Here is a 26,232-nt window from a genome sequence, read left to right as displayed (position 1 = left end):
CATGGAGCGCTCGGATATCCTTCGCGCAGGCGCGATGATCGTCGTGTTTGCCGTGTTCATCGCCACGCTGTCCTCCATCCATCGGCGTCCGGCGGAGCGGCCCGTGTCCGACGCCCCCTCCGTCTCTGCTTCCGATGATCTGTCGGCCGAGCTGCGCCGCTGCCGCGCGCTCGGTCCCAAGGATGCCGAAGATCCGCACTGCCAGGCGGTCTGGGAGGAGAACCGCGCGCGCTTCTTCGGCGGGCCGGCGCGGCCGCTGCTGCCACAGGCCGCGCCGGCCACACCGCCGACGATGAATGTCATACAGGGAGAAAAGTGATGAACAACGTCGGCGTCATCGACACCTTCCTCAATACTTTCACGACCTACATCGATTCGGGTTTCGGCCTGGTCAAAAGTGAGGTCACTTATCTGTCGTCGACATTGATTGTCATCGACATCACGCTCGCCGGCCTGTTCTGGGCCTGGGGCGCAGACGAGGACATCCTGCAGCGGCTGGTGAAAAAGACTCTCTACATCGGTTTCTTTGCCTTCATCATCACCAACTTCACCCATCTCTCAGGCATCATCTTCAACAGCTTCGCAGGCCTCGGACTGAAGGCCGGCGGTTCGTCGATCTCGACCGCGGACTTCCTGCGGCCCGGCAGGCTCGCACAGGTCGGGCTCGATGCCGGGCAACCGCTGCTTGACGCCGCAAGCCAGATGATGGGATTCACCAGCTTCTTTGCCAACTTTGTCCAGATCGCCGTGCTGATGGTCTCCTGGCTCTTGGTGCTGATCGCCTTCTTCATTCTGGCGGTACAGCTGTTCGTCACGTTGATCGAGTTCAAGCTGACGACGCTCGCCGGCTTCATTCTCATTCCCTTCGCCCTCTTCAACAAGACCGCCTTCCTCGCGGAGAAGGTGCTGGGCAACGTCGTTGCCTCCGGCGTCAAGGTGATGGTGCTCGCCGTCATCGTCGGCATCGGCACCGGGCTCTTCTCCCAATTCACCACCGCCTATGCCGGCGGCCAGCCAACCATCGAGCAGGCGCTCTCTGTTGTGCTAGCGGCGCTCGCCATGCTTGGCCTTGGCATCTTCGGTCCAGGCATCGCGACCGGGCTTGTCTCGGGGGCACCGCAGCTCGGCGCGGGCGCTGCAGTCGGCACCGGTCTCGCCGTCGCCGGCACGGCGATGGCGGGCGGAGCTGCACTTGGGCTCGCCGGAAGGGGAGCGATGGCCGTCAGCTCTGGTGCAGCAGCCGCCGCGCGTGGGGGTGCGGCGATGGCCGGCGGCATGTCCTCCGCCTACAGCCTCGCATCGGCCGGCAGGTCTGGCGCTGGCGGCGTCGCCGCCGGTCTCGGCGGCGCGGGCCGTGCGGCGGCTAGTCACGCGGCAGCGCCCGTCAGACGCGCCGCTTCGCAAGCAGCCGGGGCGATGACGGAGAGCTTTACCTCTGGCGCCCGTGCCGGCGTCGCCAACACGGGTGGCTCCTCGACGATGGGGACCATCGGGAGTGGCGAGGCCGCCAACGATGGAGCCGCATCTCAAGCAGCGAGCGAGAGCGGTCCGCCCGCCTGGGCCCAACGCGTCAAGCGCAATCAGACCGTCATTCACGGCGCTCAGACAGCTGCGCAAGCCCTCAAATCCGGCGACAGCCATGGCGGCGGCCACTCCGTCGACCTCTCGGCAGGAGAATAACCTATGTCGATCTTCAGCCGATCGTCCGTGCGCTACGGCCGCACGCCCGAACCCGAAACCCCCTACCAGCGCGCGGCGCAAGTCTGGGACGAACGCATCGGCTCCGCCCGCGTGCAGGCCAGGAATTGGCGGCTGATGGCCTTTGGTTCGCTGATCCTGTCTTGCGGCCTCGCCGGCGGGCTCGTCTGGCAATCCACGCACGGCACCGTCGTTCCCTGGGTGGTGCAGGTCGACAAGCTCGGCGAGGCGCAAGTGGTGGCGCCGGCCACCGCCGACTACCGGCCGAATGACCCGCAGATTGCCTGGTATCTCGCCCACTTCATCCAGATCGTACGCTCGCTCCCGGCCGATCCGATCATCGTGCGACACAACTGGCTGCAGGCCTATGATTTCACGACAACGGCGGGCGCGGCAGCGCTGAACGACTACGCCCGCGCCAATGACCCCTTCGCCAATCTCGGCAAACAGCAGGTCGCCATCGACGTCTCCAGCGTCATCCGCGCCTCGCCCGACAGTTTTCGCATCGCCTGGGTCGAGCACCGCTATCAAGACGGGGCGCTCGCCGGCACCACACGTTGGACCGCAATCCTCACCATCGCAATTCAGCCGCCCACCGACACCGATCGGCTGCGCAAGAATCCACTCGGCATCTACGTCAACGCCATCAACTGGTCGAAGGAGCTGGGACAATGACCCCGCCGATCTTATCGAAGGCCGGCGGTCCGGCTTCGCGCTTTTCCATCGTTCACCAAAACCGGAATGACAGCGATACGTGCTTCCGTAGATCCGCTTGTGCGGCTTTGCTGATGGTCGTGTCGGTGCTAGGCGGCTGCGCGCACAATTTCATCCCGCCCGACATCAACTACGATAGCGCAGAGCCGGCCACGCTCACCGTCGATCCGCCGCCGCTCGTCAAGATCGTGGAATTGCCAAAACCCCTGCCGCTGCCCGGGCAATTGAAACCGCTCTCCCCCGGCAAACGCGTCCCGGAAGCCACCGATCCGAAGGTTCGCGTCAAACAGGCCAACGCCGCGGCACGGGTGCAGCCGGTCCGCAACGGTTTTATCAACGCGGTACAGGTCTATCCGTTCTCGGGCGGAGCCCTCTATCAAGTCTATACGGCACCGGGCCAGATCACTGACGTCGCCCTCCAGGAGGGGGAGCAGCTTGTCGGCTCGGGTCCAGTCGCCGCCGGCGACACCGTGCGCTGGATCATCGGCGATACCGAGAGCGGGGCGGGCGCGACCAAGAAGATCCACATCCTGGTCAAGCCGACGCGGCCGGAATTGGTCACCAATCTCGTGATCAACACCGACCGGCGGACCTACCTCCTCGAGCTGCGTTCGACGGAGAAGACCTACATGGCCTCGGTCTCCTGGCAGTATCCCGAGGACCAGCTCATTGCACTTCGGCGGCAGAATGCGGCCGCTGAAACCGCAGCCCCCATCGCTTCCGGCGTCGATCTCGCGTCGATCAACTTCCGCTACGCGATCGAGGGTGATGATCCGGCCTGGCGTCCGCTGCGCGCCTTTGACGACGGCAACAAGGTCTACATCGAATTCCCGAGCGGCATCGTCCAGGGCGAAATGCCGCCGCTATTCGTCATCGGTCCGGCCGGCGGCTCTGAACTCGTGAATTACCGCGCGAACCGCAACTACTACATCGTCGATCGTCTGTTCGCCGCCGCCGAATTGCGTCTTGGCGACAAGGACAGCGAACGGCGCGTGCGCATTGTCCGCACCGACGGAAGGCCGCGCTCATGGCGATAGGCGGCGAAGACGAACATCGAGGCGACATCCCGCCCGTCGCGCCGCCAGACCTTCGGCTCCGAGGCGAGCGGCCGCGTGTCACACGGCTCTCGCGCAAGGTCCTGATCGGCCTCGGTGCGGTATCGGCCCTCGCAGTCGCGGGCGCGCTCGGCTATGCCCTGCAGACCGGCAACAAGTCGCAGGCCGGCCAAGAGCTGCTCAGCACCCAGGACAGGCCTTCGGCCGAGGGCCTCGCCGCCTTGCCGAAAGACTATACCGGCCTGCCGCGTCAAGCGCCGCCGCTCGGGCCACCGCTGCCAGGCGATCTCGGCAATCCGATCCTCAACGCCGGCGCTGCACCGAACACCATGGCAACGACGTCAGATCCGGAGACGCAGCACAGATCCCAGGAAATCGAGGCGGCGCGGGTCAGCCGCCTCTTCGCTCAAACGGTTCTGCAACCGCAGAGCACCGGCCAACTCATCCCGAATGCCTCCGCTGCCGCCGTGACGACCCCGGCGGCGACACCACCGGTCGATGCCGGATCCGCCCAGAACATGCAGGACCGCAAGACGGCTTTCCTCGCTGCTGCGACGGACAAGCGCACGGTCAGTCCGGACCGGCTCGAGGCTAAAGTCTCCCCTTACGTCGTGCAGGCCGGCACCGTGATTCCGGCTGCGCTCATCACGGGCATTCGTTCCGATCTGCCCGGCCAAGTCACCGCTCAGATCACCGAGGCGGTCTGGGACAGCCCGTCCGGAAAATATCTTCTGATCCCGCAGGGCGCGAAACTGATAGGTCAGTACGACAGTTCCGTCGCGTTCGGCCAGAGCCGCATCCTCCTGGTCTGGACGCGCATCATCATGCCGGACGGTCACTCGATCGTGCTGGAGCGTCAGCCTGGTGCCGACACCGGTGGATATGCCGGGCTCGAGGATGAGGTCGACAACCACTGGGGCATGCTGTTCAAGGCCGCTGGCCTCTCGACCCTGCTCAGCGTCGGAGCGGAGGCGGGCACCAGCCAAAATGAAAACAACCTTGTTCAGGCGATCCGTAGCGGCGCATCCAACAGCATCAGTCAGACCGGCCAGCAGATCGTGCAGCGCCAGCTCAACATTCAGCCGACGCTCACTATTCGGCCAGGTTTCCCGGTGCGGGTCATCGTTACGCGGGACTTGGTGTTGGCTCCGTACGGAAAGGGAGGAACGCCATGACGAAGCTCAAGCTTGGGCCGCTTGAAGACGACAAGCCGGTCAAGCTCACGATCGAGTTGCCTGCGGCGGTCTTCAGGGATCTCAAAAGTTACGCCGAGATTCTGACGCGCAGCGGAGGCGGGACGCCGCCAGCTGAGCCTGCCAAATTGATCGCGCCGATGATCGAGCGCTTCATGGCAACCGACCGTGCCTTTGCGAAGGCGCGGCGAAATGCTGCTCACTCCACCCCTGGAGCGGCCGAGAGATCCGGATAGCGCTCGCGAAGTAAGTCAAGGAATGGACGCAGCGATGGATTGCTGTTGGCCTGCCGCCAGTACGCGCGGAAGCTCATTCGTGTCGGACCGTCGGCATCATGGACCTCTCGGAAGGTGACGCCTGGATAGGTAGCGCCGGTCGCACCTTCCAAAGCCAGCAGGACACCCCAGCCTGCGCCGACCAAGGTGAGCAGTCGGTCGAGCGCTACATCATGGCGAAGCACCGGGCATACATCGGAACTTCCCAGTTTGCTGATGAGCAGCTTGTGGAATTCCGGTCCCGGGCCGTGCTGTGACAACAACAGTGTTTCCCGCCTGAGTTCCCCCCAATGAACCACATTACGGCCTGTCAGCGGATGGCTGTCGGGCAGAGCCAGAACGACACGCTCGCTCCAGACCAACAAAGACCTGTCGCTCCAGCTTGGATTGGGCTCGGCCACGAATGCGATATCAATGGCGGAGTTGATCAGGTCGGAGATCAGTTGGTCTCTCGCTCCGTCGACCAGATGCGGATCGACATCAGGGAAGCGCAGTCGGTGGTCGATGAGGGTGGCTCGCAGATTGCCGGCTGAGAGGGAGGCGTGAATGCCGATGATCAATCGGCCGCTCTCGCCGCGCGAATGGATCTTGAGGCGAGCCGTCAGTGCTTCCGTCTCGCCCACGATACGTCGAGCAGCATCGAGGAATTGCTGACCTTGAATGGTCGCTCGCGTGCCGCCGTTGGTGCGCTCGAAGAGCGCGCTGCCCACTTTGTGTTCGAGATTGCGCAGGCAGCGACTCAGCGTCGACTGTTTGATTCTGAGCGTGTCTGCCGCCTGACGAAGGCTTCGGTGTTGAGACGCGACGATCGCCCAGCGCAGATCTCGAAATTCCACTGACACGTTCGAAGCTCTACAGCGATTTGCTCGTCATAGAATCAGTCCTACATTTGCTTGTGCTGCTTCAGGCGTCGCCCCAATTCAGCCCGAGAGCGCCGTTGAACGCGCGATGAAGGCGTTGTCAGTCGGCCCACTCAGCTTCATGTAGACCCTCCTTGGTGCGCCCGTACGAGACGACGAAGTTCACGATGCCGGTTGCTCTCGAAATTCTATCGTCCTATCCGAGTTATATTGATCTGGCTGTCCGCCATTCTCCCAGGCAGGATATCCGGTTCAGGATGCTTCGCCGTTGCTGCGCTTACGCCGCGATGTACATCGAATTGTGAGAGCCTCCTCCGCGTTCAGCCGTTCGTCGAACTTGCTCAGTAGGCACGCCAGCTCAGGTATCGCCGCATCGCTTAGATGTTGGGATCGCTGATGAGCCGGCTCTGGCGGACGTTCCGATCTAGCTCTCGCGGTTCGCACCGTGTGACCGAAGCCACTCGACTCCTCCCATCAAGATGAGGGACACAACGACCATCACTGTCGCGACCGCAGCAATGATAGGCGTCAGATTGTAGTCAATATCTTCGAAGAGCTTTCGCGTGATCGTCTTGCCCTCGATGCCAGAGATGAAGAAGGCGACCGTTGCCTCATCGAAGGAAGCCAGGAAGGCGAAGACCGACCCGGCCGCGACACCGGGAGCGATGTTGGGCAGCACCACATACCAGAACGCCTGAGCGCGGGTCGCCCCGCAATTCGATGCGGCGAGTTCAAGAAGAGGATCAATCTTCTGCAGAGCGGCGGACACGGTCAACATCACGTAGGGGACCGAAAGCATAGTGTGGGCCATCGTGAAACCGATAAAGTTGCCCGTCAGGCCAAGCGGTGCGAACACGAGATAGAGCGCGACGGCCAGGACGATATGCGGAACGATCAAAGGCGCCAGGGTAAGCGCCTGCAGGGCCCGAGCGCCTGGAAGATTGCCACGCACGACCGCGAAGGAAGCCAATGTGCCGGTAATCGTGGCCAAGAGGGTCGTGGCTAATGCGATACGTAGGCTGAACCAAGTCGCACTCATCCACTCCGCATCGGCGAAGTAGGCCCGATACCAATTTAGCGTCAGGCCTTGCGGGGGAAACTGAATATACGAAGCCCCGCCCAGCGACATCGGAATGACAATTAGAGTGGGCAAGAGAAGGAACATCAATACGACGCCGACAAATCCATTCAGGATCCACCGGCCGATCACGAGCGAATGCACTGGACTACCTGCCATGGCCGGTTGCGGCGCCTCCGCGGAGCTCCCTTCAAGCAACATCGCCATCAAACCCTTTTTCCAAGGCGCAAGAACCGCCTGAACGCACCGACGAGGCCAAGCGTTACCGTGAGTAGAACGCCTGCCAACGCTCCGGCGAACGGCCAATTGAGCAATTCTGTGGTCTGCTGCCCGATCAGCGTTGCGATCGTCAGATTGTGTGGGCCGCCCACCAGCGCCGGCGTGACATAGAAGCCGAGTGAAAGGATGAAGACCATTATCGCCCCCGCATAAACGCCCGGCAGGCTGAGCGGCAGTGTGACAGCCAGGAAACTTGTCCAGGATCCGGCGCCGAGATTCCTCGCCGCGCGCTCGAGTTCAGGTGGGATCGAGCGGAGAGAGGAGAAGATCGGCAAGATCATGTACGGCATGAGCACGTGCGTCATCGCGACGATGACCGCCCCTTCCGTGTAGATCAGCTTCAAGGGTTGGTCGATCAATCCCCAGTTCAGTAGCACGCTGTTGACAATCCCTTTCCGCTGTAACAGTACGATCCAGGCGTAGGAGCGCACGAGCACGCTCGTCCAGAGCGGAATCAGGACGCAAGCGGCGACTATCATCGCGGCACGCCCGCCGAGCCGTGACATGACCAGCGCCACGGGATAGCCGAGCAGAAATGCCAACAGTGTGACGATCGCGGCCGTTTGCACCGTGCGCAGGAAGATTCGCACGAAGATCGGTTCTTGGGCGATACGCAAATACTGCTCTGCCGTGAGAGTTGGCGCGAAAATGCTGCCCAGCAGAAGTTTGGCCAGCGGCACGAGAAAGGCGAACGCCAGCAACAGGATGAGCGGAAGCGCAAGCAGAAACGAGGCGGGGCGCGAGAGCTGTCCGACCACCGAACGATCCGAGGCGGCTGTCGTATTCGGCATCCTAGTCTGCCTTGCCTGCAAAGACACAAACGGCGCTTGGGTCGAGCTGCACGAACGTTCGTCCGCGTGACGGGATGTCGCAGTCGCGTTGTGATGAAGGGATTTGGACCTGCACCTGTGTTCCATCTTCAGTCCGGACGATCAGCGTTCGATATGAACCGAGGAAGACCGAAGTTTCGATCTCACCCGCTATAGCCCCCTCCGCTTCCTGAGCTGGACTGAGGCTTTCTGGCCTGACCGCAACCTGTACTGAGCGCCCGACGGCGACCTCTTCGCGCCCACTGATTTGAGATCGTGCAATATCGAACGTCTGTCCCGACACCGCGACCTTGATACGCAAATCATCCAGCCCAACTACAACTCCGCTGAGGAAATTCATTTTGCCGATGAAGTCTGCAACGAAGCTACTATTGGGCCGGTGATAAAGTGATACGGGGCTACCGAGCTGCTGGATGCGGCCTTTGTCCATGACCGCGATCCGGTCAGACATCGTCAGCGCCTCTTCCTGATCATGGGTCACGTAGATGATCGTGACGCCCAGGCTGGCGTGCAACGTCTTGATCTCAATCTGAAGTTCTTCGCGCAGCTTCTTGTCGAGGGCGCCGAGTGGTTCGTCCATCAGAAGAACCGGCGGTCGGAACACAAGGGCTCGCGCCACGGCGACACGCTGTTGCTGTCCGCCTGAAAGCTGGGCCGGCATTCGGCCACCATAATCCTGAAGCCGCACACGCGAGAGCGCCTGATCGACGAGGGGACCGATCTCGGCCTTGCTTACCCCGCGCATCTTGAGTGGAAACGCAACGTTCTGTGCCACACTCATGTGCGGGAAGAGCGCGTAGCGCTGAAAGACCATCCCGATTCCGCGCTTATTAGGTTGAACACGGGTCAGATCCCGACCGCCCAAGCTGATCGAGCCTGCGCTGGGCGTCTCAAATCCTGCGATCATCATCAGCAGCGTGCTCTTCCCCGAGCCAGAGGGACCGAGCAGCGAGAGGAATTCTCCGGCCTCGACGTGGAGGTCAACACTGTCGACGCCCATAATCGACCCAAACCGCTTCGAGATGCCGTGGATCTTGATGGCCTCGCCTTTACGCGCACTAAGCAGGGTCGTGCGCCCGTTTGGAATGTTCGCGTCATTGTCGGCCATGCCGACGCCTCCCAAAGGCATGGCAACTCGCCCTCAGCCTGAATGAATTTTGACGTATGATGTATCATAATTAGAGGTGGGATTGTCAACTGGGAGGCGCCTGCCCGAATGATGCGACTGCCGGTCCAGCGTTACGCCAAATTTTGTTGCGTCAAATATCAAAATGTGCTACGCTAGCTGAGCTGGCACCTTAGGAGACTTGGTACGATGACCAACTCAAGCACCTTGCGCATCAAGCTGCGAATGGCCGCCTATCTCACCGCTACACTCGTCCGACAGATCGGCCTCGCCATTCTGCTCACAACTGCGGCCGCAGCACAGCCGGCCGAGGTTATCGTTGCCACCACGGGTGGCATCTACGACAGGACTCTGAAGGAGGTTTGGTTCGAGCCCTTCACCAAGGCCACAGGAATCAAGGTCAGCACCGTCAGCGCCACTGATTCTGAACAGCGGGCGCGCGCCCAAGCCATGGCGAATGCAGGTCAGGTCACCTGGGACATCATCAACAATGTCGATATAATCGCAGAGTCAGCCCAGAATCGATCTTTCACCCGCGACCTCTCGGTTTTTTGCGAGCAGTTCAGGCCGCGCAAAGATCTGGCTGAAAAGACCTGCAATCCTGCCGGGGTGCGGATCACGTTCAACGCCACACTGCTCGCCTTCAACAGTGCGCGCTTCAAAGGCATCCAGCCCCGAAGCTGGGCTGATTTCTGGGATTCCGTTCGCTTCCCAGGCCCGCGTGCGTTGCCGAGCTTCAATGATCCCTGGCGCGTATTCGCGGCCGCGTTGCTGGCGGACGGCGTGCCAGCCGAAAAGCTTTTCCCGCTCGACATCGATCGAGCTGTCAAGAAGCTCGATCAGATCAAACCGCAGATCCAGCTCTGGTGGCGCACGGGCGATCAGAGCCAGCAGGGCTTCCGTAATGGGGAATATGTCTTGGGCATGATCTGGGGCACACGCGCCGCGGGCTTGAAGGCTGAAGGTCAACCTGTTCAGGTTTCCTACAATGGCGCATTCATGCTCGCCGACACAATGCAGATCCTCCGAAACGGCCCCAACTCCGGCGGAGCGGAGGCGCTGCTGAAATTTTATCTCGACAATCCGAGCGTGCAGGCGAAAGTCGCCGAGCGTCTCAACGTCACTCCGCCGAGCCTAGATGCCGCTGCGATGATGAGCGAGGCTGCACGCGCCAATATCCCGAGTTCTCCAGAAGCCCTCCAGGCGATCGTGAAACATGATTCCGTTTGGATATCGGCCAATCAGGCCAAAATGCTCGATGCCTGGAACGCCTGGATCCAGCAATAGCACGGGCACGAGCAAAGCCGACCTTTCTTCGCTTCTGTGGCACCATCGCAGAGCTCTCTCGGTGGTTTTCACCTCATCGAACCCGCAGGGACAGTCAATGAGTACCTCGGCAAGCGGCCGATTACGGAACAAGGGCGAACTATAACCTTCACGAATGGCTATTTTTGTGTCATGGCGTTTGGTGTAACATAACTTGGCCACAACACCAGACGATTGCATGCTGAACGATTCGGATATCACGACCCCCCTTGCGCCAATCGATCGGCAGGCCAGCTTGGGCGAGCTTGCCTACACCTCGCTGAAGGAATCCATCATCAGCGGGCAGATTGTGCCGGGGAGCAAGCTGACCGTCCGATCGGTGGCGCAAGCGCTCGGTGTCAGTACGACGCCTGTCCGAGATGCCATCGTCCGTTTGAGCGGTGAAGGTGCGCTTGTTAATTTGGGGCCAAAAACGGTAGTCGTGCCGGTACTTACGATCGCCACTCTAGATGAGGTGACGAAGATCCGGCTGGCACTGGAGGGCTTGGCAGCGTTTGAGGCGACCCCGCACATTGAAGACCGGGATATCTCGTTCCTTGAGGAGACACAAAGCGGAATCAACCAGGCGATGGACAAGGCGCAGTACGCCGACGTGCTTCGCCTCAACAAGGCCTTTCACTTCCGGCTCTACACGGCGTCGCAGATGCCCCGCTTGGTCGCGCTGATTGAATCGCAATGGTTGCGCATCGGGCCCTCGCTGAACGATCTCTATCCCGAATGGGCAGTTCATCGACGTGGGGTTTCGAACCACCAATGGGCCATTAGTGGGCTGAAGGACCGTGACCCTACGACAGTGCGCGCCGCGATCGAAAACGACCTGCGAGATGGATACCGCCGTCTCAGCAATCTCGTTCTGTCCCGACAAGGCGAGGCGGCTAGCCCGTAATCCTGTGCGAACCAGTGCCGCTGGAGGGTCGGCCGCAACTCCTCGGGCGCGATCCAACTTCACGCTTGCTGCAGCCACCTTTCGTGGCTCATCATTCCTCACTCTCTCCGAAAATCGAGCATGACCTCAGCATGAGTGCTGCTGCCATGTTTGCTGGTGTCCGGCTCTTCAGGTCTGAACTAGAATATGGTGTCAGCATTCATCGCAGCAGTACGCGATTGGACGAAGGGGGGAGCCAGAGCCGTGTTCGATAGGCAGCGGAGCGGCTACGAAGAGGCACCGGCGCGAGACGAGTTCCAGGTTAGCGACACATTCCAGGATTAGGATGCCGTTCGGCAGCCAATGCTTGAAGTGCCCAGGAAGAGTGCCGGTAGACACGCCATCCACTAGCGCCGCTTCGCATGCGATTGTGTCCGCCCCGACGGCACGGACCTTTCGCTCTTTGAAGAGGAGCACCAGTTCTTCATTCATGCCGGGAGCGTTACGGGCGTACCATTGGGCCTGTGTATCTCGTCTCCAGTACTGCTTCAGCCAGCCGAAGTTCACAAGTGCTATCTCATCCGGGCCCACCGAGATGCCATGCTTGCGCTCATGGGATTCAATGTCGGAGGGGGTAAGGATGTCGCCGGGCTTCCAATCTCGATCGGAGAAATCGTAGACGACCGCCTCCGCCACAAGCCGGTCGACGGAGATTGTGTCGATCGAGGCATGCATCTGGTCGGCAACAGTGTGTGCAGGGGCATCAACATGGCAGCCGATATGTTCGGCCATGCTGAGATTCTGGCAGTAATAGCCATCGTTCTCGTGCACGATGGTCGGATCAATAATTAGGTGCGGATGCGTCGGCCAGCGCGGAATCCCTCGACCCAGTGTAGGCGCAAGGTCGACTGGCCGCAGACTTCGAATGTGCCGGGCGGCCGCTCGAACTGCGTCGAACCCCCCCTTCGATGTGAGCGCGCCTGAATCGGACATTTTTTGACTCCTTGAGATGTCGCCTATCATTGCGGCACGAGGATGCCGGTCTTCTGTTGTTCGGCGGTGCGACGCGACCCGCTTCACGCGCATTTTCGTTGAATAGAGGTATTGTCGAGTTCTAGAGAGAGCCGCAATTTGCCTATCGGGACTTGGCGTGCCGGGTTCGACGATAAGGCATCGAAGCTCCGCGACAGCACGATCAAAACGTTAGGCTGGATTGCTTCGGCGCAATTTTTGGGTGCGTTCTGCATCGATCGCGAGCGTTCCTGCTGTGGCATCTCCGGTGAAGGCGACTTGATATGTTGCGCATGCGCGTTCGGTGGTTTCTCGCATCTCGGACACGTCACGCAAGACGAGGGCCGGATCTCGCTTCGCCGGATCGCCGAAGCCGCCGCCCCCGTTGGTGGTGCCCCGTAAGGCCTGTCCCTTGCGGATGACCTGGACGCCGAAGCCAGGCATCCGCTCCTCCCGGCCGTCCTCGTGAATGAAATAGGATACGCCGAGAGCTCCCGATTGCCCGCCAAGTACACCTTGCGGTGCGAACAACTGGCCGTCCGAGTTAGTGACAACTGTCATCGTGCCCTCGCGGACTCGGTAGCGCGTCTCCACGGCCAAGCCTCCTCGATGCGCTCCAGCTCCAGCGCTTCCAGCTACGAGACGCAGGTGGTCAACAATCATCGGAAACTTGATCTCGTTGATCTCGACGCTGTCGCGATAGGTCAGTCCCGAAGCTGCAGGAATGCCATACGTTCCCCAGCCGTCAGCGAATGCAGATGCCGGTCCGCCGTTTGAGGCGAGCGTAAGTTGGCTGATATAAGCGCGCCCCCCGTTCCGAAAGTCCTCACCCGAAATGACGCCAGAGTTCACCCCCATGCACAGCCCTCCTTCAGCCAAGCCGATGTCATGACCTAGGCCTGCGAGCGCGGATTGAACCAGGTTGACGAGGCGATCGGCGACATTTGTCGTGGCGATCGAGCAACTTGCTGGAAACCGCGGAATGCCGACGACGGAATTTTCACGAAGCAAAACTTTGATGCAGCGGAATGCCCCCGAATTGCGCGGCAGTCCGGTGCCCAAGCTATGATAAATCGCGGCCATAACGCTGCTGCGGGCCGTCGCTTCGGTCTGGTTGAAGCCGGCTTTGACGCAGTCGTCGTTATGGCGGAGGTCAACTGTGATTTCACCCGCGTCCGGATCGACATCGATCACGGCCTTGACCGCGATGCCATCGGGCAAAAAGCCCGGGACCGGGTCGTGCGTTGAACCCACGTCCATGTGCCCCTTCGGCAGGGTCGCGATCCGAGACGCCATGAGACGCTCGGAATAATCGAGCCACTCCTTTGATGAAGGTCTTGATTCTGGCCGTTCCGTGCTCGCGACAAAGGTCCTTCAGCCGCCGCTCGGCGATGCGAGCGGCCCCGAGTGTCGCAAGGAGATCGCCGCGCCACTGCTCTGGAACGCGAATGCGGCGCATGCCTAAGCGAATAACGTCCTCAATCGTGCGCCCGTTGCGCTGTAGCCGCATGCAGGGGAAGATGATGGCGCCTTCTTCATAGACGTCCCTCGCGAACGGATGGTAAGTGGTCGGCAGGCTGTTGCCGATGTCAGCCTGGTGCGCCTTGGCGCAGGCTGTGAAGAGATGTTCGCCATCGACGAACACCGGGACCATGACGGTCTGGTCGGCAGGATGCGTGTTGCCCGTATAGGGATCATTGTCGATGAAGGCATCACCCTCCGCTACATCAGGGTGAAGACGTGTGATATTGGCCGCCTGCATGTGCGAGTTGAACGTATGAACGGGCAGTCCGTCGGCGACGGAGATCAGTTCGCCGTCGGCACTAACAATTGCGCACGAGAAGTCACGCCCGTTGCTGACGATCACCGAGCGCGCAGAACGCAGGACCGTATTGGTCATTTCGCGAACGATTGCCTCGAAACGGTTGGCAAGCACCGCCGCCAGAACGGGATCAGTGAACGTGACCGGGATCGACTTCGCCGCCTGGTCACCGGCGGAGCTCGCGCTGAGCTGTTGCGTCATCGGTTTTACCTTTCCAGCGTCAGGAGATAGCTGCCGGTAGGAGACAGGCAGGCGGATGCATTGGGCGGCACGACGATCGTGGTCGTAGGCTCCAGGATGATGGCGGGACCAGTGACTTCCACGTCCGGCGTCAAGGCTGGACCATGATAAAAAGGTGTGTCGACGAGCCCCGGTCCGGGAAAATAGGCACCCTTTCTCTTGAGGAGGGCGCTGCACTGCTCGGCCGCGATCGGCTTGGCAGCAGGACGGGGCAGGGCGATACGCAGCCTTACTTTCCAGGTCAGGAATTCGACGATGCCGTCCGGATCGTCTACGCCGAACGTGCGCTCATGAGCCCTGTGGAAGCGCCGCGTGAGCTCGTCCGCGTTGAGTTCGCCGTGGATTGAAAAACCGGGAAGAGGAACCTCGAGCTCCCATATTTGCGCCCGGTAGCGGGCATCGACCGCGATTTCGAAGCTGCAAGCTGCCTCCCGGGCAATCTTCAGGCCTGACCGCAATGTCTCAAGTGCTGCATGGGCGCGCGACAAGGCTTGTCGAACCACGGTTTGATCGAAAGCATCGGAGCTTGTGATGCCGCTCGCTGCCTCCTCCGCAACGACGTCGGAGAACTGCATACCGCAGGCGCTAAGTGCGCTCGCCGTCTGCGGAAGAAGAACCGTTCTGCAGCCCAAAGCCCGGGCCACTGACGCGATATTGAGCCCTGCAGCGCCCCCGCCTGCCACGAAGACGCTCTGCCGGGGATCCACGCCTTCGGAAACGGTGATATCCTGGATAGCGGAGATCATGGTCTCATCGGCAATCGTCAGGATTGCGAGAGCGGTCTCCTCCGCAGAAAGCGAAAGCCGGTCAGCAACTGTAGCCACGGCAGTCCGTGCCGCGGCAGCATCGAGAGTGATACGGCCGCCCAGAAAAAGATGCGGGTCGATATAGCCAGCAACCACAGCGGCGTCGGTGACAGTTGGTAGGGTGCCGCCGCGTGGATAACAGGCAGGCCCCGGCACCGATCCGGCACTCTGCGGACCAACGCGCAGCAGTCCCCCATCGTCGACCCATGCGATTGAGCCGCCTCCAGCGCCCACGCTGCGAATGTCCACGGAGGATAGAGCGAGTAGTTCTCCGGTGTAGCGGGGCCCAAGCCAGGTCTCGCGCGTACGAACGACCTCGCCATCACGGATCAGGCCGACGTCGAAGGTTGTGCCGCCCGTGTCACAAATAATGACGTCGCCGTTTGAGGTAATCCGGCCGGCATATTCTCGGGCAGCCAGCGGGACCATGGCGGGTCCGGACTTGGCGAGGTGAACGGGGCGGCGAGCTGCCGAGGTGACCTCGATGCAGCCGCCCACCGTCGTTGAAACGAGCAGATCGCCCGAGAAGCCGAGCTGGCCGAGATCGGCCGCCATGTCCTCCAGAAACTTCTGCATCACGGGCTTGAGCGATGCGTCGAGTACAGTTGCCGACGCACGGCGGTATTCTCGTGGAATAGGCAGCATCTCATGTGACAGCGTGACCGCCACATTAGGAGCATGCTCCTTGAGAATCTGCGCAACGCGCAGTTCGTGCGCCGGATTGACAATCGACCACAAGAGGCAAACGCCAACCGCCTCAACACCGATGTCAGCTAAAGCACGTGCGGCAGTGATTACGCCAGCCTCGTCAAGGGCCGTCTCCACGCCACCTTCGGCGTTGACCCTCTCATTGATTTCGAAAGTCAAACGGCGCGGCACGTAGGGTTCGGGGAAGGGAGTGCGAAAGTCGTGCGCATCCTTCTTGCCGCCCTCCCTGAGGTAAAGGATGTCTGGAAAGCCCGCCGTTACGAAGAAGGCGGTTCGTGCCGTCGATCGCGTTACGATCGCGTTGGTCGCACGGGTCGTCCCGAAAATGAGCCGGCCTGCATGACGGATTGCGTGCTCAGGCGTCACATCGAGCAAACGGGCTGCCGCGGAGATCGCACCAAACATGCCTTCGAATGCGCGTTTGGGAGTCGTCAACGCCTTCCCGATGGTCAGCCGGCCAGCGTCGTCCTGGATGACTGCGTCTGTGAATGTTCCTCCGGTGTCGATCGTGATCACGTAAGACATGGTAACTTGTACTCTCCAAAGGTCGATGACAGTTGTTGCTCGATCCGCAGCTCAGCTTCGTTGCGCCCGAAGGCGATCGAGCAGCACGCCGGCGACCACGATGACGCCGAGCACGATCATCTGCACATAACCGCTGATCTGGACGAGGTTCATGCCATTCGACAGAACGATAATGAAAAGAGAACCGAGGAGGGCCGTCCCCGCACTACCGCTGCCGCCCGAAAAGCTTGCGCCCCCAACAATGGCTGCGGCCGCGGACTGCAGTGACAGGGTGCCACCAATACTCGGTTCGCCGGAGCCCGTCCGCGCCGTCAAAATCATCGCGCCGAGCGCCGTCAAAACGGAGCTCAGGATATAGGCCGACATCAGGATGAGCCGGATCGGAACACCCGCAACTTCGGCGGCTCGTGCGTTGGTGCCGATCAGGTACAGGCCGCGCCCGAACACAGTTCGACGCAGTACGAAATGGATCACGAGGCCCACAGCGATAGCGATAACAACGGGAGCGGGCAGGCCCAGCATTGTCCCCGTGCTGAGAAGCTGGAAGAACAGCTCCGGCATGCCCTGGACCGGATGACCGCCCGATAAAGTCGTGGCGATACCTGTCGCAATATTGAAGCTTCCGAGCGTCACCACGAAAGGAGTGACTCGCAGAAAGCCGACAACGGATCCGTTGAAGACCCCGACGAGGGCGCCGAGTACCGCGCCGGCCGCAAGGCCAGCCAGCACGATCACCGGCTCGCCGGCATGTCCGGTGCCAAGCACCGCCATCGCGAGCGCGGACCCGACACTCACCATCGACGCGGTCGGACCAAGAGATAGATCAAAACCCCTGCCTATAATCACGATCGTCTGCGCCATGGCGAACAGAAACAGAAAGCTCGTCTGCTGCAGAATGTTGATGAGATTTGCCGACGACATCACCCGGTGATCTGCCAGGGCGAAACCTGTGAACAAGATCACGACGCCGGCCGGCAGAATCAGCTGCACGGGCGAAACATGGATCCGGCCTGCGAGCGCGGCAGGAGAGGGGGCGCTCATGCTGGCCTCACGATCAGTCATGGACGGTCCTCCGGCGCCGGATTTCATCGAGCGCCACGGCGCAAATCAGGATCACCCCGATAAAAATGGGCTGGATTCGGGAATCAACGCGCAACAGGTTGAGCGCATTGGACAGGATGCTCAGAAAGATCGCGCTTAGAGCGACCATCCCGAAGCGTCCCACGCCCCCGTGTAGGCTCACCCCGCCGATCACGGCAGCGGCGATTGATTGCAGCATCATGAGGTCGCCGCCGAAGCTCGCTTGGCCCGATCCCACAAGTGCGGTTAGAAGTAGCCCAGTCACTGCTGCAAGCAGGCCAGATATCACATAGGCGGCTATCTGGTACCGGCGCGTCGAAATGCCGGAGACGATCGCTGCCTCCGAGTTGCCTCCGATCGCGTAGAGATAGCGTCCAAGGACTGTCCGACGTTGGACGAACGCGAGCACAAGCAGGATGGCAATCGCGACGTAAGCTGCGCTCGGAAACTCGAACCAGCGTGCTCGACCGAACTGGGTTATGAATGACTGCGGCAGGCCATACACCGGAATGCCGTTCGTGATGATCAGCGCGATGCCAAGCGTTACCGACATTGAGCCCAGTGTCGCGATGAAGCCAGATATTCGGAGCACGGCTACGCAAATTCCGTTGACAAGGCCGACCAGAATTCCCGTTCCAAGCGCCGCGCCGACACCGAGCGCGATGATAAGAGCATCCTGCTCGGGAAACGCCGTCCCAGCCCAGCGCATGGTTACGGCAGCAATTTCGCTTGCGAGGGCAACGATCGCACCAACCGACAGATCGAAGCCGCCGGCGATAAGCACGAGGGCCTGGCCGAACGCGACGATCGCGAGCACGGATGCGTTTCGAAGAATGTTCGTTACGTTGGCAACTCCGGAAAACCTTGGATCGATGATGCACATCCCCAAAATCAGGACCGTTAGGAGGACCGGCAGAATGCCGATGGCGGATATCCAGCGCGAAAGCGCCCTCAGATCGCCCCGCGAAGACGAGCGCATGTCTGCTTCTTCAACGGTCAAGACGCTGCTCCTGTTGCGGCATTCGCTTCACTGCGGAAGAAGCTGGCCAGAACGTTTTGCTCGGTCTTCTCGCTCCCCTCGAGCTGAGTGACGATTCGTCCGTGATGCATCACATAAAGTCGGTTCGACAAGGCCAGGACCTCAGGAAGTTCGGAAGAAACCACCACCACTGCGGCACCGGCCTGGAGAAGTCTGCCCATGAAGTCGTAGACTTCGCGCTTCGCGCCAACATCAATGCCTACAGTCGGCTCGTCGAATAAGAAGACCGAAAGGTCGCGCATCAGCCCCCTGGCGAGCATCACCTTCTGCCGGTTACCGCCGGAAAGCCTGCCGGCTGGTCGTTCAAGGTTGGGGGGACGCAGTTTCAATCGATCAACTGCTTGCTGGACAAGGGAACGCTCGTTCCGCGTATCCAAAAGGCCCAGTCGGGCGATTTCCCGAACGTCCAAACTCGACATCGAGGCGTTTTCCCGCACAACACGCGCGAGCGCCAAACCTTCCGTTGCGCGATTAGCAGGGAAGTAGACGACGCCACGACGGAGACTATGCCTTGGCGATAACGTGTTCTGCGCCACGTCATGAAGCCGAATCTCTCCGTGCTCGATCTGTTCAAGCCCGTAGATGGCGCGCACCAACTCGGACTTGCCGCAGCCAACGAGGCCTGCGATGCCCGTGATCTCGCCTGCGTGGGCCACGAAGTCCACGTCGCAGACCGCACCTCGGGCAGCCGACAAGCCTTGCACTTCGATGGCAACGCGCCCCGGTTTGTGGTCGAAAGTCGGGAACAGGCCGTCGATCTTGCGACCGGTCATTAGTTCTACAAGGTCCGCGTCCTGTACTCCGGCAGCCTCGAGCGTTCGCACAAGCTGGCCATCGCGAAGCACGGTGATGCGGTCAGCAAGCGCTCTGATTTCCCGCATGCGATGCGATACGTAGATAATTCCGACGCCTCGTGCCTTGAGCGCTGCCACGAGCTCGAAAAGGCGCCCTGCTTCTCGTTCCGTAAGGGATGCCGTTGGCTCGTCGAGAATCAGGATTCTTGGTTCTCCGAGCAGCGCCTTCGCAATTTCGACCATTTGTTGATGTGCTCGCGACAGCATTCCGACCTGGCGGTCGAGCTCAAGGTCGAAGCCCAATTCCTCAATGAGATCAGAAGCGCGCCGTCGCATTGTCGCAAGGTCGAGAATCCCTCCGCGTCTAATTTCACGGCCAAGGAAGAGGTTCTCAACCACCGTCAGGTTTGGCGCGAGCGAAAACTCCTGAAACACGGCGCAAATGCCCGCACCGCGCGCACGGTGAGGGGTGAGATGGCTTAGATGTAGCCCATCGAACCGGTAGGCGCCCTCGTCAGGCTGGAACGTACCTGCGATGATATTGATCAACGTTGACTTGCCGGCGCCGTTCTCACCGAAGAGCACATGGACTTCGCCGGCTCGGACATCGAAATCAACCTGCCTTAGCGCGGTGATGCCCTGGAAGCGTTTGGTGATCCCTCGAAGGATCAGAATCGGCTCAGAAGCTTCCTCTTTTGCCATCTGAGATGTCTCCACAAGCGCTTCCGACACTTGTCGCCTACGAACGCAACCGGTTACTGCTTGACGCTGTACACAGGGCTCCAGCTGGCTGGCGCCAGCACCGTGGACATGTCCATCTTGCCCATCGTGGTCTTGTCGATCACGCCCGCGATCGGCTGCACCAGTCGGATAAAGGGCTTCTTGTCGAGGATGCGCACCGCCTGGTCGATCGCCACTCGGCCCTCGATAACCGGGTACTGAGTCGTAAAGGCGGTAATGTCGCCGCGCTTGAGTGCATCAAGCATCGCCTGGTTTTCGTAAGTCGAGATGATTTTGACGTCGCTACGACCTGCCTCGGCCAACGCTCCGATGGCAGCTTCTGCTGTTGGAGCGGTCCCCCAGATGTAATTCATGGAGGGGTAGGCCTGCAGCGCGTCCTGAACCAATTGTAGCTGCACCGCGACACCGGTGTCCCCGAACTTGGAGGAGAGCGTCTTCACGTTCGGATTATTCGCGACGACAGTCTCGAAATCCTTGTTCATGGTCTCTGCCCAGCCCGAACCGGCGGGGCCAGGGAACGTCACGACGTTTGCGGCTTCGCCCGCCTTGACGCTGGCGAGCAGTGCGTTGGCAGAGGCGCTCGCCATCGACTTGAGATCAACGAACACGCCGGCAGTCAGGTCACGCGAAATGAAACTGTTTGTCACAGCGATGACAGGGATGCTCTTCGCCTTCGCCGCCAGGACCTGTTTGGCAACGCCGACGGTGGAGATCACACCGATGACGATCGCGTCTGCGCCGCTCGCAACGCAGTCGTCAAACTGCGACAGCTGCTTGGGCAGATTGTCGTATCCGCCCGCCTCATACAGATTCATGTTCACGCCGAGCGCCTTCGACTGCTCGGTGATGCCGTAGGCGACAGCAACCCAGAAGCTGTCCTTCATGTGCGGGAACAGCACGCAGATCTTGTGACGCTTTTCGGCTTTTTCGACGGGCGAATAGTCGACGACCTTCACCGTATCCGCCGAGGCGTCGTTCATCTTGAAGGGATACCACTTTGCGTCCCCCGCAGACGCGGGCGCGACCTTGATCGCGAACGGGAGGGCAACAGAAAACAAGAACAATCCGAAGAACTTTTTCATCAATGTCCCCATCCTTTGAGAAATGGACTGACAGGCGACAAGCCAACCAGACGTGCTCATGTATCAAATATGATGCAACAAAAAGTCTTCGGCAATCAAGCAGGGGAATGCTGAAAGTTTGGGCAAGTATAAAGGTTTTGCACCGCAAAGCGGAACGTTGTCAGAGCGTCCATATTTTTGTTGCATCAAATATCAAATCGCGCTACTTGCAGACCTCCAGTCAAACGGGTGAGGAAGTCGTGACAAGGGGTCGGGCAGGTTCGAATACGAGGACGGAATTTGCGCGTGCTGGGCAAGGCTCTAAAGACAGCTTCGCTCGGGCGCGGCTTGTTTTCCCGGACGGGACCTCGCGGGTCACCATTGAGCGGGACCCGGAGCCGGTCTACATCGAGCGCGGATCAGGCAGCTACGTGTTCGACATCGATGGCCGGCGATTCCTGGATCTCAACTGCAACTTCACGACGCTGATCCATGGTCATGCATTCGCGCCTGTTGTCGAAGCGCTAACCGACCAACTGCAGCGCGGTAGTTGTTTTGCAAATCCGACCCGCGGCGAAATCGAGCTCGCGGAGCTGCTTTGCGACCGTATTCCACGGGTCGACCGGGTTCGTTTTGTCAATACGGGGACCGAGGCGGTGCTCTTTGCGGTCAAGGCCGCTCGGGCGTTCACCGGTCGGTCAAAAATCGCCAAGCTCGAGGGTGCCTATCACGGCGCCTATGATTGGGTTGAGGTGAGTCAGGCGGCGACGCCGGATAATTGGGGTGATCCTGCTTCGCCCAAGTCTGCGCCCTTCTATCGCGGCATGCCTCAAAGCGTGCTCGACGAAGTCGTCGTCCTCCGCTTCAACGATGTCGAGGGGGCGCGCCGCCTGTTGTCGTTGCATGCACGCGACCTTGCGGCCGTTGTTCTGGATCCCATGCCAAGCCGCGGTGGTCTGACTGCGCCTAGTGCGGAATTCATCGCTGCGGTTCAGCAGACAGCTCGCGAAAATGGCGTGCTGGTGATCGCTGATGAGGTCTTGAATCTTCGGCAGAGTTTCGAAGGGGCTGCGGCGCGCTATGGCCTCGTTCCGGACCTCGTCACAATGGGCAAGATTATCGGCGGTGGTCTGCCCATTGGAGCAATCGGTGGCCGCGAGGACGTGATGAAGGTGTTTGACGCCTCGGCGGGCCGGCCGATGCTGCCACAGGGCGGGACGTTCTCCGCCAATCCCTTGTCGATGATCGCCGGCCTTGCCTCGATGCGGCACCTGGACCACGCGGCCTTTGCTCATCTTGAGACGCTCGGTAATTTCGTGCGGGACGGAATTAGCCGGGTGATCCAAAAGAGGGGCGTCTCGCTCTGTGTGACGGGGGCGGCCTCTCTGTTTCGTATTCATCCGATGGCACGAGCACCTATTGATTATCGCGATGCATATCCGACTGCAGGCGGGGCGGCGGTCATGAAGGAACTTACGCGCTTCTTCGCCGCCAACGGCATCATTCTGCCATATGGCGCAGCAGCTGCGCTCTCGACGCCGATGATGCGCGCCGACGCTGAAATCATTATCGAAGTGTTCGAGGGTTTCCTCGACAATCATCAAGACCGGTTGGAAGCCATTGAGGTGCAGAAGTGACCGAAGTAACAGTTGCGCAGCGTATTGCTCTGGCCTTGCAACGCCATGGCGTGAAGCTGATTTTCGGGCAAAGCCTACCCTCAGCGGTCATTCTCGCTTGCGAAGCGATCGGTATTCGCCAGCTCGCCTATCGCCAAGAGAACATGGGCGGCGCGATGGCCGACGGCTTTGCACGCGTTTCCGGGCAGATCGCTGTCGTTGCTGCTCAGAATGGGCCTGCGGCCACCTTGCTCGTCCCGCCTCTTGCCGAGGCCTACAAGGCGAGCGTTCCCATCGTCGCCTTGGTCCAGGAGGTCGAACGCAACCAGCTCGACCGGAATGCATTCCAGGAGCTTGATCACTTCGCGCTGTTCTCGTCCTGCGCTAAATCAGTGCGGCGGGTCATCACGGCCGATCGCATCGATGACTATGTCGATGCAGCCTTTGTTGCCGCCGGCAGCGGCCGGCCTGGGCCGACTGTTCTATTGCTACCGGCCGACCTCTTGCGCGAAAAGGCTCCCACATCAACTCGCGAGCGCCGGTCGAGCTTTGGGGAATGGCCCATCGATCGGACGCGTCCGAGCGAGGCAGAGATTTGCGCGGCGGCGGCATCGATCGCAGCGGCGAAGGCTCCGGTCGTCGTTGCTGGCGGCGGCGTTGCATCTCCCGCCGCCGCCGCTGCTATGGCCAAGTTGCAGAACATCGCGCATCTGCCGGTCTTTACCACAAACATGGGCAAAGGCGCAGTCGACGAAACGCACCCGCTCTCCGCGGGTGTCCTTGGCGCTTTGGTCGGTCCTCGCTCGCTCGGCAGACATACCTTGCCGATCCTCCAGGAGGCCGATCTCATCATTCTTGTCGGGACGCGCACCAACCAGAACGGAACTGACAGCTGGCGACAACTTCCCGCAAATGCACGCGTCATCCACATCGATGTCGACCCCCAGGAGATCGGGCGAAATTATGAGGCAACGCGCCTCGTTGGCGATGCCGCAGCAACATTGGAGGCGCTTGCTGCCGCCATCGAACACGTTGACCTCTCAGCTCGCCGCGATATGCGGGCTGGTCTGGAGAAGCGTATCGCTGCGGCCTGGAAGAGTTTTGAAGAGGAGCGCTCGGTATTTTCAGGCAGCAACGGCAACCCGATCCGGCCTGAGCGCGTGATGCGCGAGCTCCAAGCGCGTCTAACGCCAGAAATGATCGTCGTCGCCGACGCAAGCTACTCGTCGATGTGGGTTGTCGGTCAGCTTCGGAGCCGGACCGCAGGCCAGCGCTTCATCACGCCCCGCGGTTTGGCGGGACTCGGCTGGGGATTGCCGCTTGCTATCGGCGCCAAGCTCGCCCGGCCGGCCAGCCCTGTCGTTGCCTTGGTCGGAGACGGCGGTTTTGCGCACAGTTGGGCTGAACTTGAAACCTTAGTCCGCAGCAATGTGCCCGTCGTCGTCATCGTGCTCAACAACGGCATTCTCGGCTTTCAAAAAGATGCAGAGACGGTGAAGTTCGGCAGCTACACGACCGCCTGCCACTTCTCACCCGTTGATCATGCTGCGATCGCCCGCGCGTGCGGTTGCGGAGGCGCGGTGGTTTCAGCACCAGGTGAACTGGGTAAGACGCTCGATCTTGCGCTGGCAGAGAAGAGACCGTGGTTGATCGAGGTCACAACCGATCCTTCGGCTCATCCTCCCATCTCGCTTTTCGACGGTACGCTTGATCATGGCCTCGCTGCTGTTTGAGAAGAACATGTGTGGGGGCGGCGCAATATAAGCGTGCGTCCTCGAAGGAGAATGGGTATCGGAGGCTCGCCCAGGGGCGAGCTCTTCGGAACCCTTTTTGGATTTGTCGCTGCGTCTGATGGCCGACACCGCCAATGGGCGCAGCCATAACGATTTGCCTAGAACAACTGAGACTGCAATGAACGTTCATCAACACTATATCGCCGGACGCTGGGTTGACTCGGCCAAGACCCTTGACGTCATCAACCCCTCCGACGGCACTAAAATCGCGGAGATCGCGTGTGGTGGCGCGTCGGAAATTGACGCTGCAGTTGCGGCAGCTCAAGCCGCTCGCAAGGGACCTTGGGGAAAGATGGACGCGGTCTCGCGCGGCCGGCTCCTCTTTAAGCTGGCTGATCTCATTCGCCGCGACGCGGAAAATCTTGCAAAGCTCGAAAGCGACGACGTCGGAAAGCCGATGACAGTCGCACTTAGCGACGTTGCTGTTTGCGCGAGGTACTTCGAATATTATGGCGCTGCCGCGGACAAGGTGCATGGCGAGACCATCCCGTTCCAAAGCGGCTTCACCGTGATGACATTCTACGAGCCGCACGGCGTGACCGCCCATATCGTCCCCTGGAACTACCCGCTTCAAATGACGGGCCGATCGGTCGCCCCCTCGCTTGTCATGGGCAACGCGATTGTCCTTAAACCTGCCGAGGACACGTCCCTGTCGGCGCTTGCACTGGCAAAGCTTGCCGAGGAGGCGGGCTTTCCGCCAGGGGTGTTCAATGTCGTGACGGGCCTTGGTGAAGAGGCTGGCGCGGCGCTGTCCGTGCATCCAGGCATCGGACATATCAGCTTCACGGGGTCTCGCGAGGTCGGTCGCCTGATCCAGATCGCCGCAGCCAGAAACACCATTCCGGTCACACTCGAACTGGGCGGAAAATCACCGCAGATCGTCTTCTCGGATGCGCCTCTCGAGGAGGCCGGCGCCACGATCGTCAGGGGCATCGTGCACAATTCCGGTCAGACCTGCAGCGCAGGCTCGCGCGTCTTGATCCAGGACGACATCTACGAGAAATTTACAAACCAGCTCGCCAAGAGGTTCAAGGCGCTTCGTGTCGGCTCCGCTAGTCAGGACCTCGATCTCGGTCCCGTTGTCAACGCTGCGCAGCGGACCCGGATCGAGGGTTATCTCGACAGCGCGCGGCGCGATGGATTGCAGATTCTGGCGGAGGGCTCCTTCGGTACGAACCTGCCTTCCGGCGGCTACTACGTCAAACCGACCCTGATCGGTGAAGTCCCAGCAGAGCATGCATTGGCACAAGAGGAGATCTTCGGCCCCGTGCTGGTTGCCTTGCGCTTCCGTGACGAGGAGGACGCGCTGCGCATCGCCAACGGTACACCCTACGGGCTTGTTGCCGGTGTGTGGACGTCCGACCTTGGCAGATCGATGCGCCTGTCCCGCAATATCGAGGCGGGGCAAGTGTTCGTGAACAATTACGGTGCCGGTGGTGGCGTCGAATTGCCGTTTGGTGGTGTGAGGGGATCCGGTTTCGGCCGGGAGAAGGGATTTGAGGCGCTGTATGGCTTTGGCGTTCTGAAAACCGTGACGATCCATCATGGTCTCTGAGAGCCGCAAACTGTATCGGGCGCACGTGAATCATGCACCGAGCCTGACGTGTTCGTTTCGTTCGTCGCAACAGTCTTCCTCCCTCGACGAACGTCAACTGGCCGTCCCTTCATGGGGCGGCCACTTTTTCTCTTTCGAGCCG

At 60.7% G+C, this 26,232-nt stretch carries 23 protein-coding genes; 11 read left to right on the top strand and 12 right to left on the bottom strand.

Annotated elements, in window-relative coordinates:
* Position 1 precedes the first annotated feature (1 nt).
* From trbK-alt to QQL28_RS34910, 6 genes are read left to right on the top strand one after another with little or no spacing between them, the layout of a single operon-like run.
* Positions 2-319 carry a putative entry exclusion protein TrbK-alt gene (gene trbK-alt, locus QQL28_RS34935; protein WP_284273021.1) on the top strand — a complete coding sequence of 106 codons (318 nt, stop codon included), beginning with the start codon at positions 2-4 and terminating at the stop codon, positions 317-319.
* Positions 319-1,680 carry a P-type conjugative transfer protein TrbL gene (trbL, locus tag QQL28_RS34930; RefSeq protein WP_284273020.1) on the top strand — a complete coding sequence of 454 codons (1,362 nt, stop codon included), beginning with the start codon at positions 319-321 and terminating at the stop codon, positions 1,678-1,680. Before trbK-alt ends, trbL begins: the two co-directional genes overlap by 1 nt.
* A 3-nt stretch (positions 1,681-1,683) precedes the next feature.
* Positions 1,684-2,373, top strand: coding sequence for a conjugal transfer protein TrbF (trbF, locus tag QQL28_RS34925; protein ID WP_431309694.1), 690 nt, complete (start codon positions 1,684-1,686; stop codon positions 2,371-2,373).
* Entirely contained in the window at positions 2,370-3,449 is a 1,080-nt protein-coding gene (gene trbG, locus QQL28_RS34920) for a P-type conjugative transfer protein TrbG (RefSeq protein WP_284273018.1), read from the top strand. The genes trbF and trbG overlap by 4 nt, the downstream gene beginning before the upstream one ends.
* Positions 3,440-4,642 carry a TraB/TrbI/VirB10 family type IV secretion system protein gene (locus QQL28_RS34915; protein WP_284273016.1) on the top strand — a complete coding sequence of 401 codons (1,203 nt, stop codon included), beginning with the start codon at positions 3,440-3,442 and terminating at the stop codon, positions 4,640-4,642. The genes trbG and QQL28_RS34915 overlap by 10 nt, the downstream gene beginning before the upstream one ends.
* Positions 4,639-4,896, top strand: coding sequence for a DUF2274 domain-containing protein (locus QQL28_RS34910; RefSeq protein WP_284273014.1), 258 nt, complete (start codon positions 4,639-4,641; stop codon positions 4,894-4,896). Before QQL28_RS34915 ends, QQL28_RS34910 begins: the two co-directional genes overlap by 4 nt.
* Here QQL28_RS34910 and QQL28_RS34905 read toward each other — a convergent pair.
* The 4 genes from QQL28_RS34905 to QQL28_RS34890 all read right to left on the bottom strand — a co-directional run bounded on the left by QQL28_RS34905 (position 4,860) and on the right by QQL28_RS34890 (position 9,090).
* The gene (locus QQL28_RS34905) at positions 4,860-5,777 is read right to left on the bottom strand and encodes a LysR family transcriptional regulator (RefSeq protein WP_284273013.1); all 918 of its coding nucleotides are present in this window, start codon (positions 5,775-5,777) and stop codon (positions 4,860-4,862) included. The two genes, QQL28_RS34910 and QQL28_RS34905, sit on opposite strands and share 37 nt — an antisense overlap.
* A gap of 442 nt (positions 5,778-6,219) precedes the next feature.
* Positions 6,220-7,032, bottom strand: a complete 813-nt coding sequence (locus QQL28_RS34900; protein ID WP_284273165.1) for an ABC transporter permease — start codon at positions 7,030-7,032, stop codon at positions 6,220-6,222.
* 47 nt (positions 7,033-7,079) lie between these two features.
* A complete protein-coding gene (locus QQL28_RS34895; protein WP_284273164.1) occupies positions 7,080-7,943 on the bottom strand; it encodes an ABC transporter permease in 864 nt (287 codons plus the stop codon).
* 1 nt (position 7,944) lies between these two features.
* On the bottom strand, positions 7,945-9,090 hold the full coding sequence (locus tag QQL28_RS34890; RefSeq protein ID WP_284273010.1) for an ABC transporter ATP-binding protein: 1,146 nt from the start codon (positions 9,088-9,090) through the stop codon (positions 7,945-7,947).
* 207 nt (positions 9,091-9,297) lie between these two features.
* Here QQL28_RS34890 and QQL28_RS34885 point away from each other — a divergent pair, with 207 nt between their 5' ends.
* Entirely contained in the window at positions 9,298-10,395 is a 1,098-nt protein-coding gene (locus tag QQL28_RS34885; protein ID WP_284273008.1) for an ABC transporter substrate-binding protein, read from the top strand.
* A 217-nt stretch (positions 10,396-10,612) separates the two neighbouring features.
* Positions 10,613-11,320: a GntR family transcriptional regulator gene (locus QQL28_RS34880; RefSeq protein WP_284273006.1), complete on the top strand. Its 708-nt coding sequence runs from the start codon at positions 10,613-10,615 to the stop codon at positions 11,318-11,320.
* Positions 11,321-11,512: 192 nt separating this feature from the next.
* On the opposite strand, the gene QQL28_RS34875 is transcribed toward QQL28_RS34880, so the two are convergent.
* From QQL28_RS34875 to torT, 8 genes are all read right to left on the bottom strand, one after another.
* Positions 11,513-12,292 carry a cyclase family protein gene (locus tag QQL28_RS34875; RefSeq protein WP_284273004.1) on the bottom strand — a complete coding sequence of 260 codons (780 nt, stop codon included), beginning with the start codon at positions 12,290-12,292 and terminating at the stop codon, positions 11,513-11,515.
* 210 nt (positions 12,293-12,502) lie between these two features.
* Entirely contained in the window at positions 12,503-13,585 is a 1,083-nt protein-coding gene (locus tag QQL28_RS34870) for a hydantoinase B/oxoprolinase family protein (RefSeq protein ID WP_284273163.1), read from the bottom strand.
* Positions 13,476-14,333, bottom strand: a complete 858-nt coding sequence (locus QQL28_RS34865) for a hydantoinase B/oxoprolinase family protein (protein WP_284273002.1) — start codon at positions 14,331-14,333, stop codon at positions 13,476-13,478. Before QQL28_RS34865 ends, QQL28_RS34870 begins: the two co-directional genes overlap by 110 nt.
* A 5-nt stretch (positions 14,334-14,338) precedes the next feature.
* Complete coding sequence (locus QQL28_RS34860) at positions 14,339-16,411, bottom strand: hydantoinase/oxoprolinase family protein (RefSeq protein ID WP_284273000.1); 2,073 nt, start codon at positions 16,409-16,411, stop codon at positions 14,339-14,341.
* A gap of 51 nt (positions 16,412-16,462) precedes the next feature.
* Positions 16,463-17,473 (bottom strand): ABC transporter permease, encoded by a 1,011-nt coding sequence (locus QQL28_RS34855; protein WP_284272999.1) that lies wholly within the window; start codon positions 17,471-17,473, stop codon positions 16,463-16,465.
* Entirely contained in the window at positions 17,466-18,491 is a 1,026-nt protein-coding gene (locus tag QQL28_RS34850; RefSeq protein ID WP_284272998.1) for an ABC transporter permease, read from the bottom strand. The genes QQL28_RS34855 and QQL28_RS34850 overlap by 8 nt, the downstream gene beginning before the upstream one ends.
* Entirely contained in the window at positions 18,488-20,026 is a 1,539-nt protein-coding gene (locus QQL28_RS34845; RefSeq protein WP_284272996.1) for a sugar ABC transporter ATP-binding protein, read from the bottom strand. The genes QQL28_RS34850 and QQL28_RS34845 overlap by 4 nt, the downstream gene beginning before the upstream one ends.
* Before the next feature lie 53 nt (positions 20,027-20,079).
* Positions 20,080-21,147, bottom strand: a complete 1,068-nt coding sequence (gene torT / locus QQL28_RS34840) for a TMAO reductase system periplasmic protein TorT (protein WP_284272994.1) — start codon at positions 21,145-21,147, stop codon at positions 20,080-20,082.
* Positions 21,148-21,254: 107 nt separating this feature from the next.
* On the opposite strand from torT, the gene QQL28_RS34835 reads away from it, so the two are divergent.
* The 3 genes from QQL28_RS34835 (at position 21,255) to QQL28_RS34825 (ending at position 26,090) form a co-directional block, all read left to right on the top strand.
* The gene (locus tag QQL28_RS34835; RefSeq protein ID WP_284272992.1) at positions 21,255-22,763 is read left to right on the top strand and encodes an aspartate aminotransferase family protein; all 1,509 of its coding nucleotides are present in this window, start codon (positions 21,255-21,257) and stop codon (positions 22,761-22,763) included.
* Positions 22,760-24,475, top strand: coding sequence for an acetolactate synthase catalytic subunit (locus QQL28_RS34830; protein WP_284272990.1), 1,716 nt, complete (start codon positions 22,760-22,762; stop codon positions 24,473-24,475). The genes QQL28_RS34835 and QQL28_RS34830 overlap by 4 nt, the downstream gene beginning before the upstream one ends.
* Before the next feature lie 178 nt (positions 24,476-24,653).
* On the top strand, positions 24,654-26,090 hold the full coding sequence (locus QQL28_RS34825; protein ID WP_284272988.1) for an aldehyde dehydrogenase family protein: 1,437 nt from the start codon (positions 24,654-24,656) through the stop codon (positions 26,088-26,090).
* Positions 26,091-26,232: the final 142 nt, after the last annotated feature.

Source organism: Bradyrhizobium iriomotense (assembly GCF_030160715.1).
Classification (GTDB): Bacteria; Pseudomonadota; Alphaproteobacteria; order Rhizobiales; family Xanthobacteraceae; genus Bradyrhizobium; species Bradyrhizobium iriomotense.
Note: the sequence above shows the minus strand (reverse complement) of the source record. Positions and strands in the feature narration are given on the sequence as shown.

Excerpts from the sequence above, each read along its gene's own strand:
- QQL28_RS34835 (WP_284272992.1), top strand. The coding sequence starts at position 21,255 with ATGCTGAAAGTTTGGGCAAGTATAAAGGTTTTGCACCGCAAAGCGGAA.
- QQL28_RS34890 (WP_284273010.1), bottom strand. The coding sequence starts at position 9,090 with ATGGCCGACAATGACGCGAACATTCCAAACGGGCGCACGACCCTGCTT.
- QQL28_RS34860 (WP_284273000.1), bottom strand. The coding sequence starts at position 16,411 with ATGTCTTACGTGATCACGATCGACACCGGAGGAACATTCACAGACGCA.
- QQL28_RS34900 (WP_284273165.1), bottom strand. The coding sequence starts at position 7,032 with ATGGCAGGTAGTCCAGTGCATTCGCTCGTGATCGGCCGGTGGATCCTG.
- QQL28_RS34845 (WP_284272996.1), bottom strand. The coding sequence starts at position 20,026 with ATGGCAAAAGAGGAAGCTTCTGAGCCGATTCTGATCCTTCGAGGGATC.
- QQL28_RS34885 (WP_284273008.1), top strand. The coding sequence starts at position 9,298 with ATGACCAACTCAAGCACCTTGCGCATCAAGCTGCGAATGGCCGCCTAT.
- QQL28_RS34855 (WP_284272999.1), bottom strand. The coding sequence starts at position 17,473 with ATGACTGATCGTGAGGCCAGCATGAGCGCCCCCTCTCCTGCCGCGCTC.
- QQL28_RS34895 (WP_284273164.1), bottom strand. The coding sequence starts at position 7,943 with ATGCCGAATACGACAGCCGCCTCGGATCGTTCGGTGGTCGGACAGCTC.
- QQL28_RS34865 (WP_284273002.1), bottom strand. The coding sequence starts at position 14,333 with ATGACGCAACAGCTCAGCGCGAGCTCCGCCGGTGACCAGGCGGCGAAG.
- QQL28_RS34825 (WP_284272988.1), top strand. The coding sequence starts at position 24,654 with ATGAACGTTCATCAACACTATATCGCCGGACGCTGGGTTGACTCGGCC.
- trbK-alt (WP_284273021.1), top strand. The coding sequence starts at position 2 with ATGGAGCGCTCGGATATCCTTCGCGCAGGCGCGATGATCGTCGTGTTT.
- QQL28_RS34875 (WP_284273004.1), bottom strand. The coding sequence starts at position 12,292 with ATGTCCGATTCAGGCGCGCTCACATCGAAGGGGGGGTTCGACGCAGTT.
- trbG (WP_284273018.1), top strand. The coding sequence starts at position 2,370 with ATGACCCCGCCGATCTTATCGAAGGCCGGCGGTCCGGCTTCGCGCTTT.
- QQL28_RS34915 (WP_284273016.1), top strand. The coding sequence starts at position 3,440 with ATGGCGATAGGCGGCGAAGACGAACATCGAGGCGACATCCCGCCCGTC.
- trbL (WP_284273020.1), top strand. The coding sequence starts at position 319 with ATGAACAACGTCGGCGTCATCGACACCTTCCTCAATACTTTCACGACC.
- QQL28_RS34880 (WP_284273006.1), top strand. The coding sequence starts at position 10,613 with ATGCTGAACGATTCGGATATCACGACCCCCCTTGCGCCAATCGATCGG.
- QQL28_RS34910 (WP_284273014.1), top strand. The coding sequence starts at position 4,639 with ATGACGAAGCTCAAGCTTGGGCCGCTTGAAGACGACAAGCCGGTCAAG.
- torT (WP_284272994.1), bottom strand. The coding sequence starts at position 21,147 with ATGAAAAAGTTCTTCGGATTGTTCTTGTTTTCTGTTGCCCTCCCGTTC.
- trbF (WP_431309694.1), top strand. The coding sequence starts at position 1,684 with ATGTCGATCTTCAGCCGATCGTCCGTGCGCTACGGCCGCACGCCCGAA.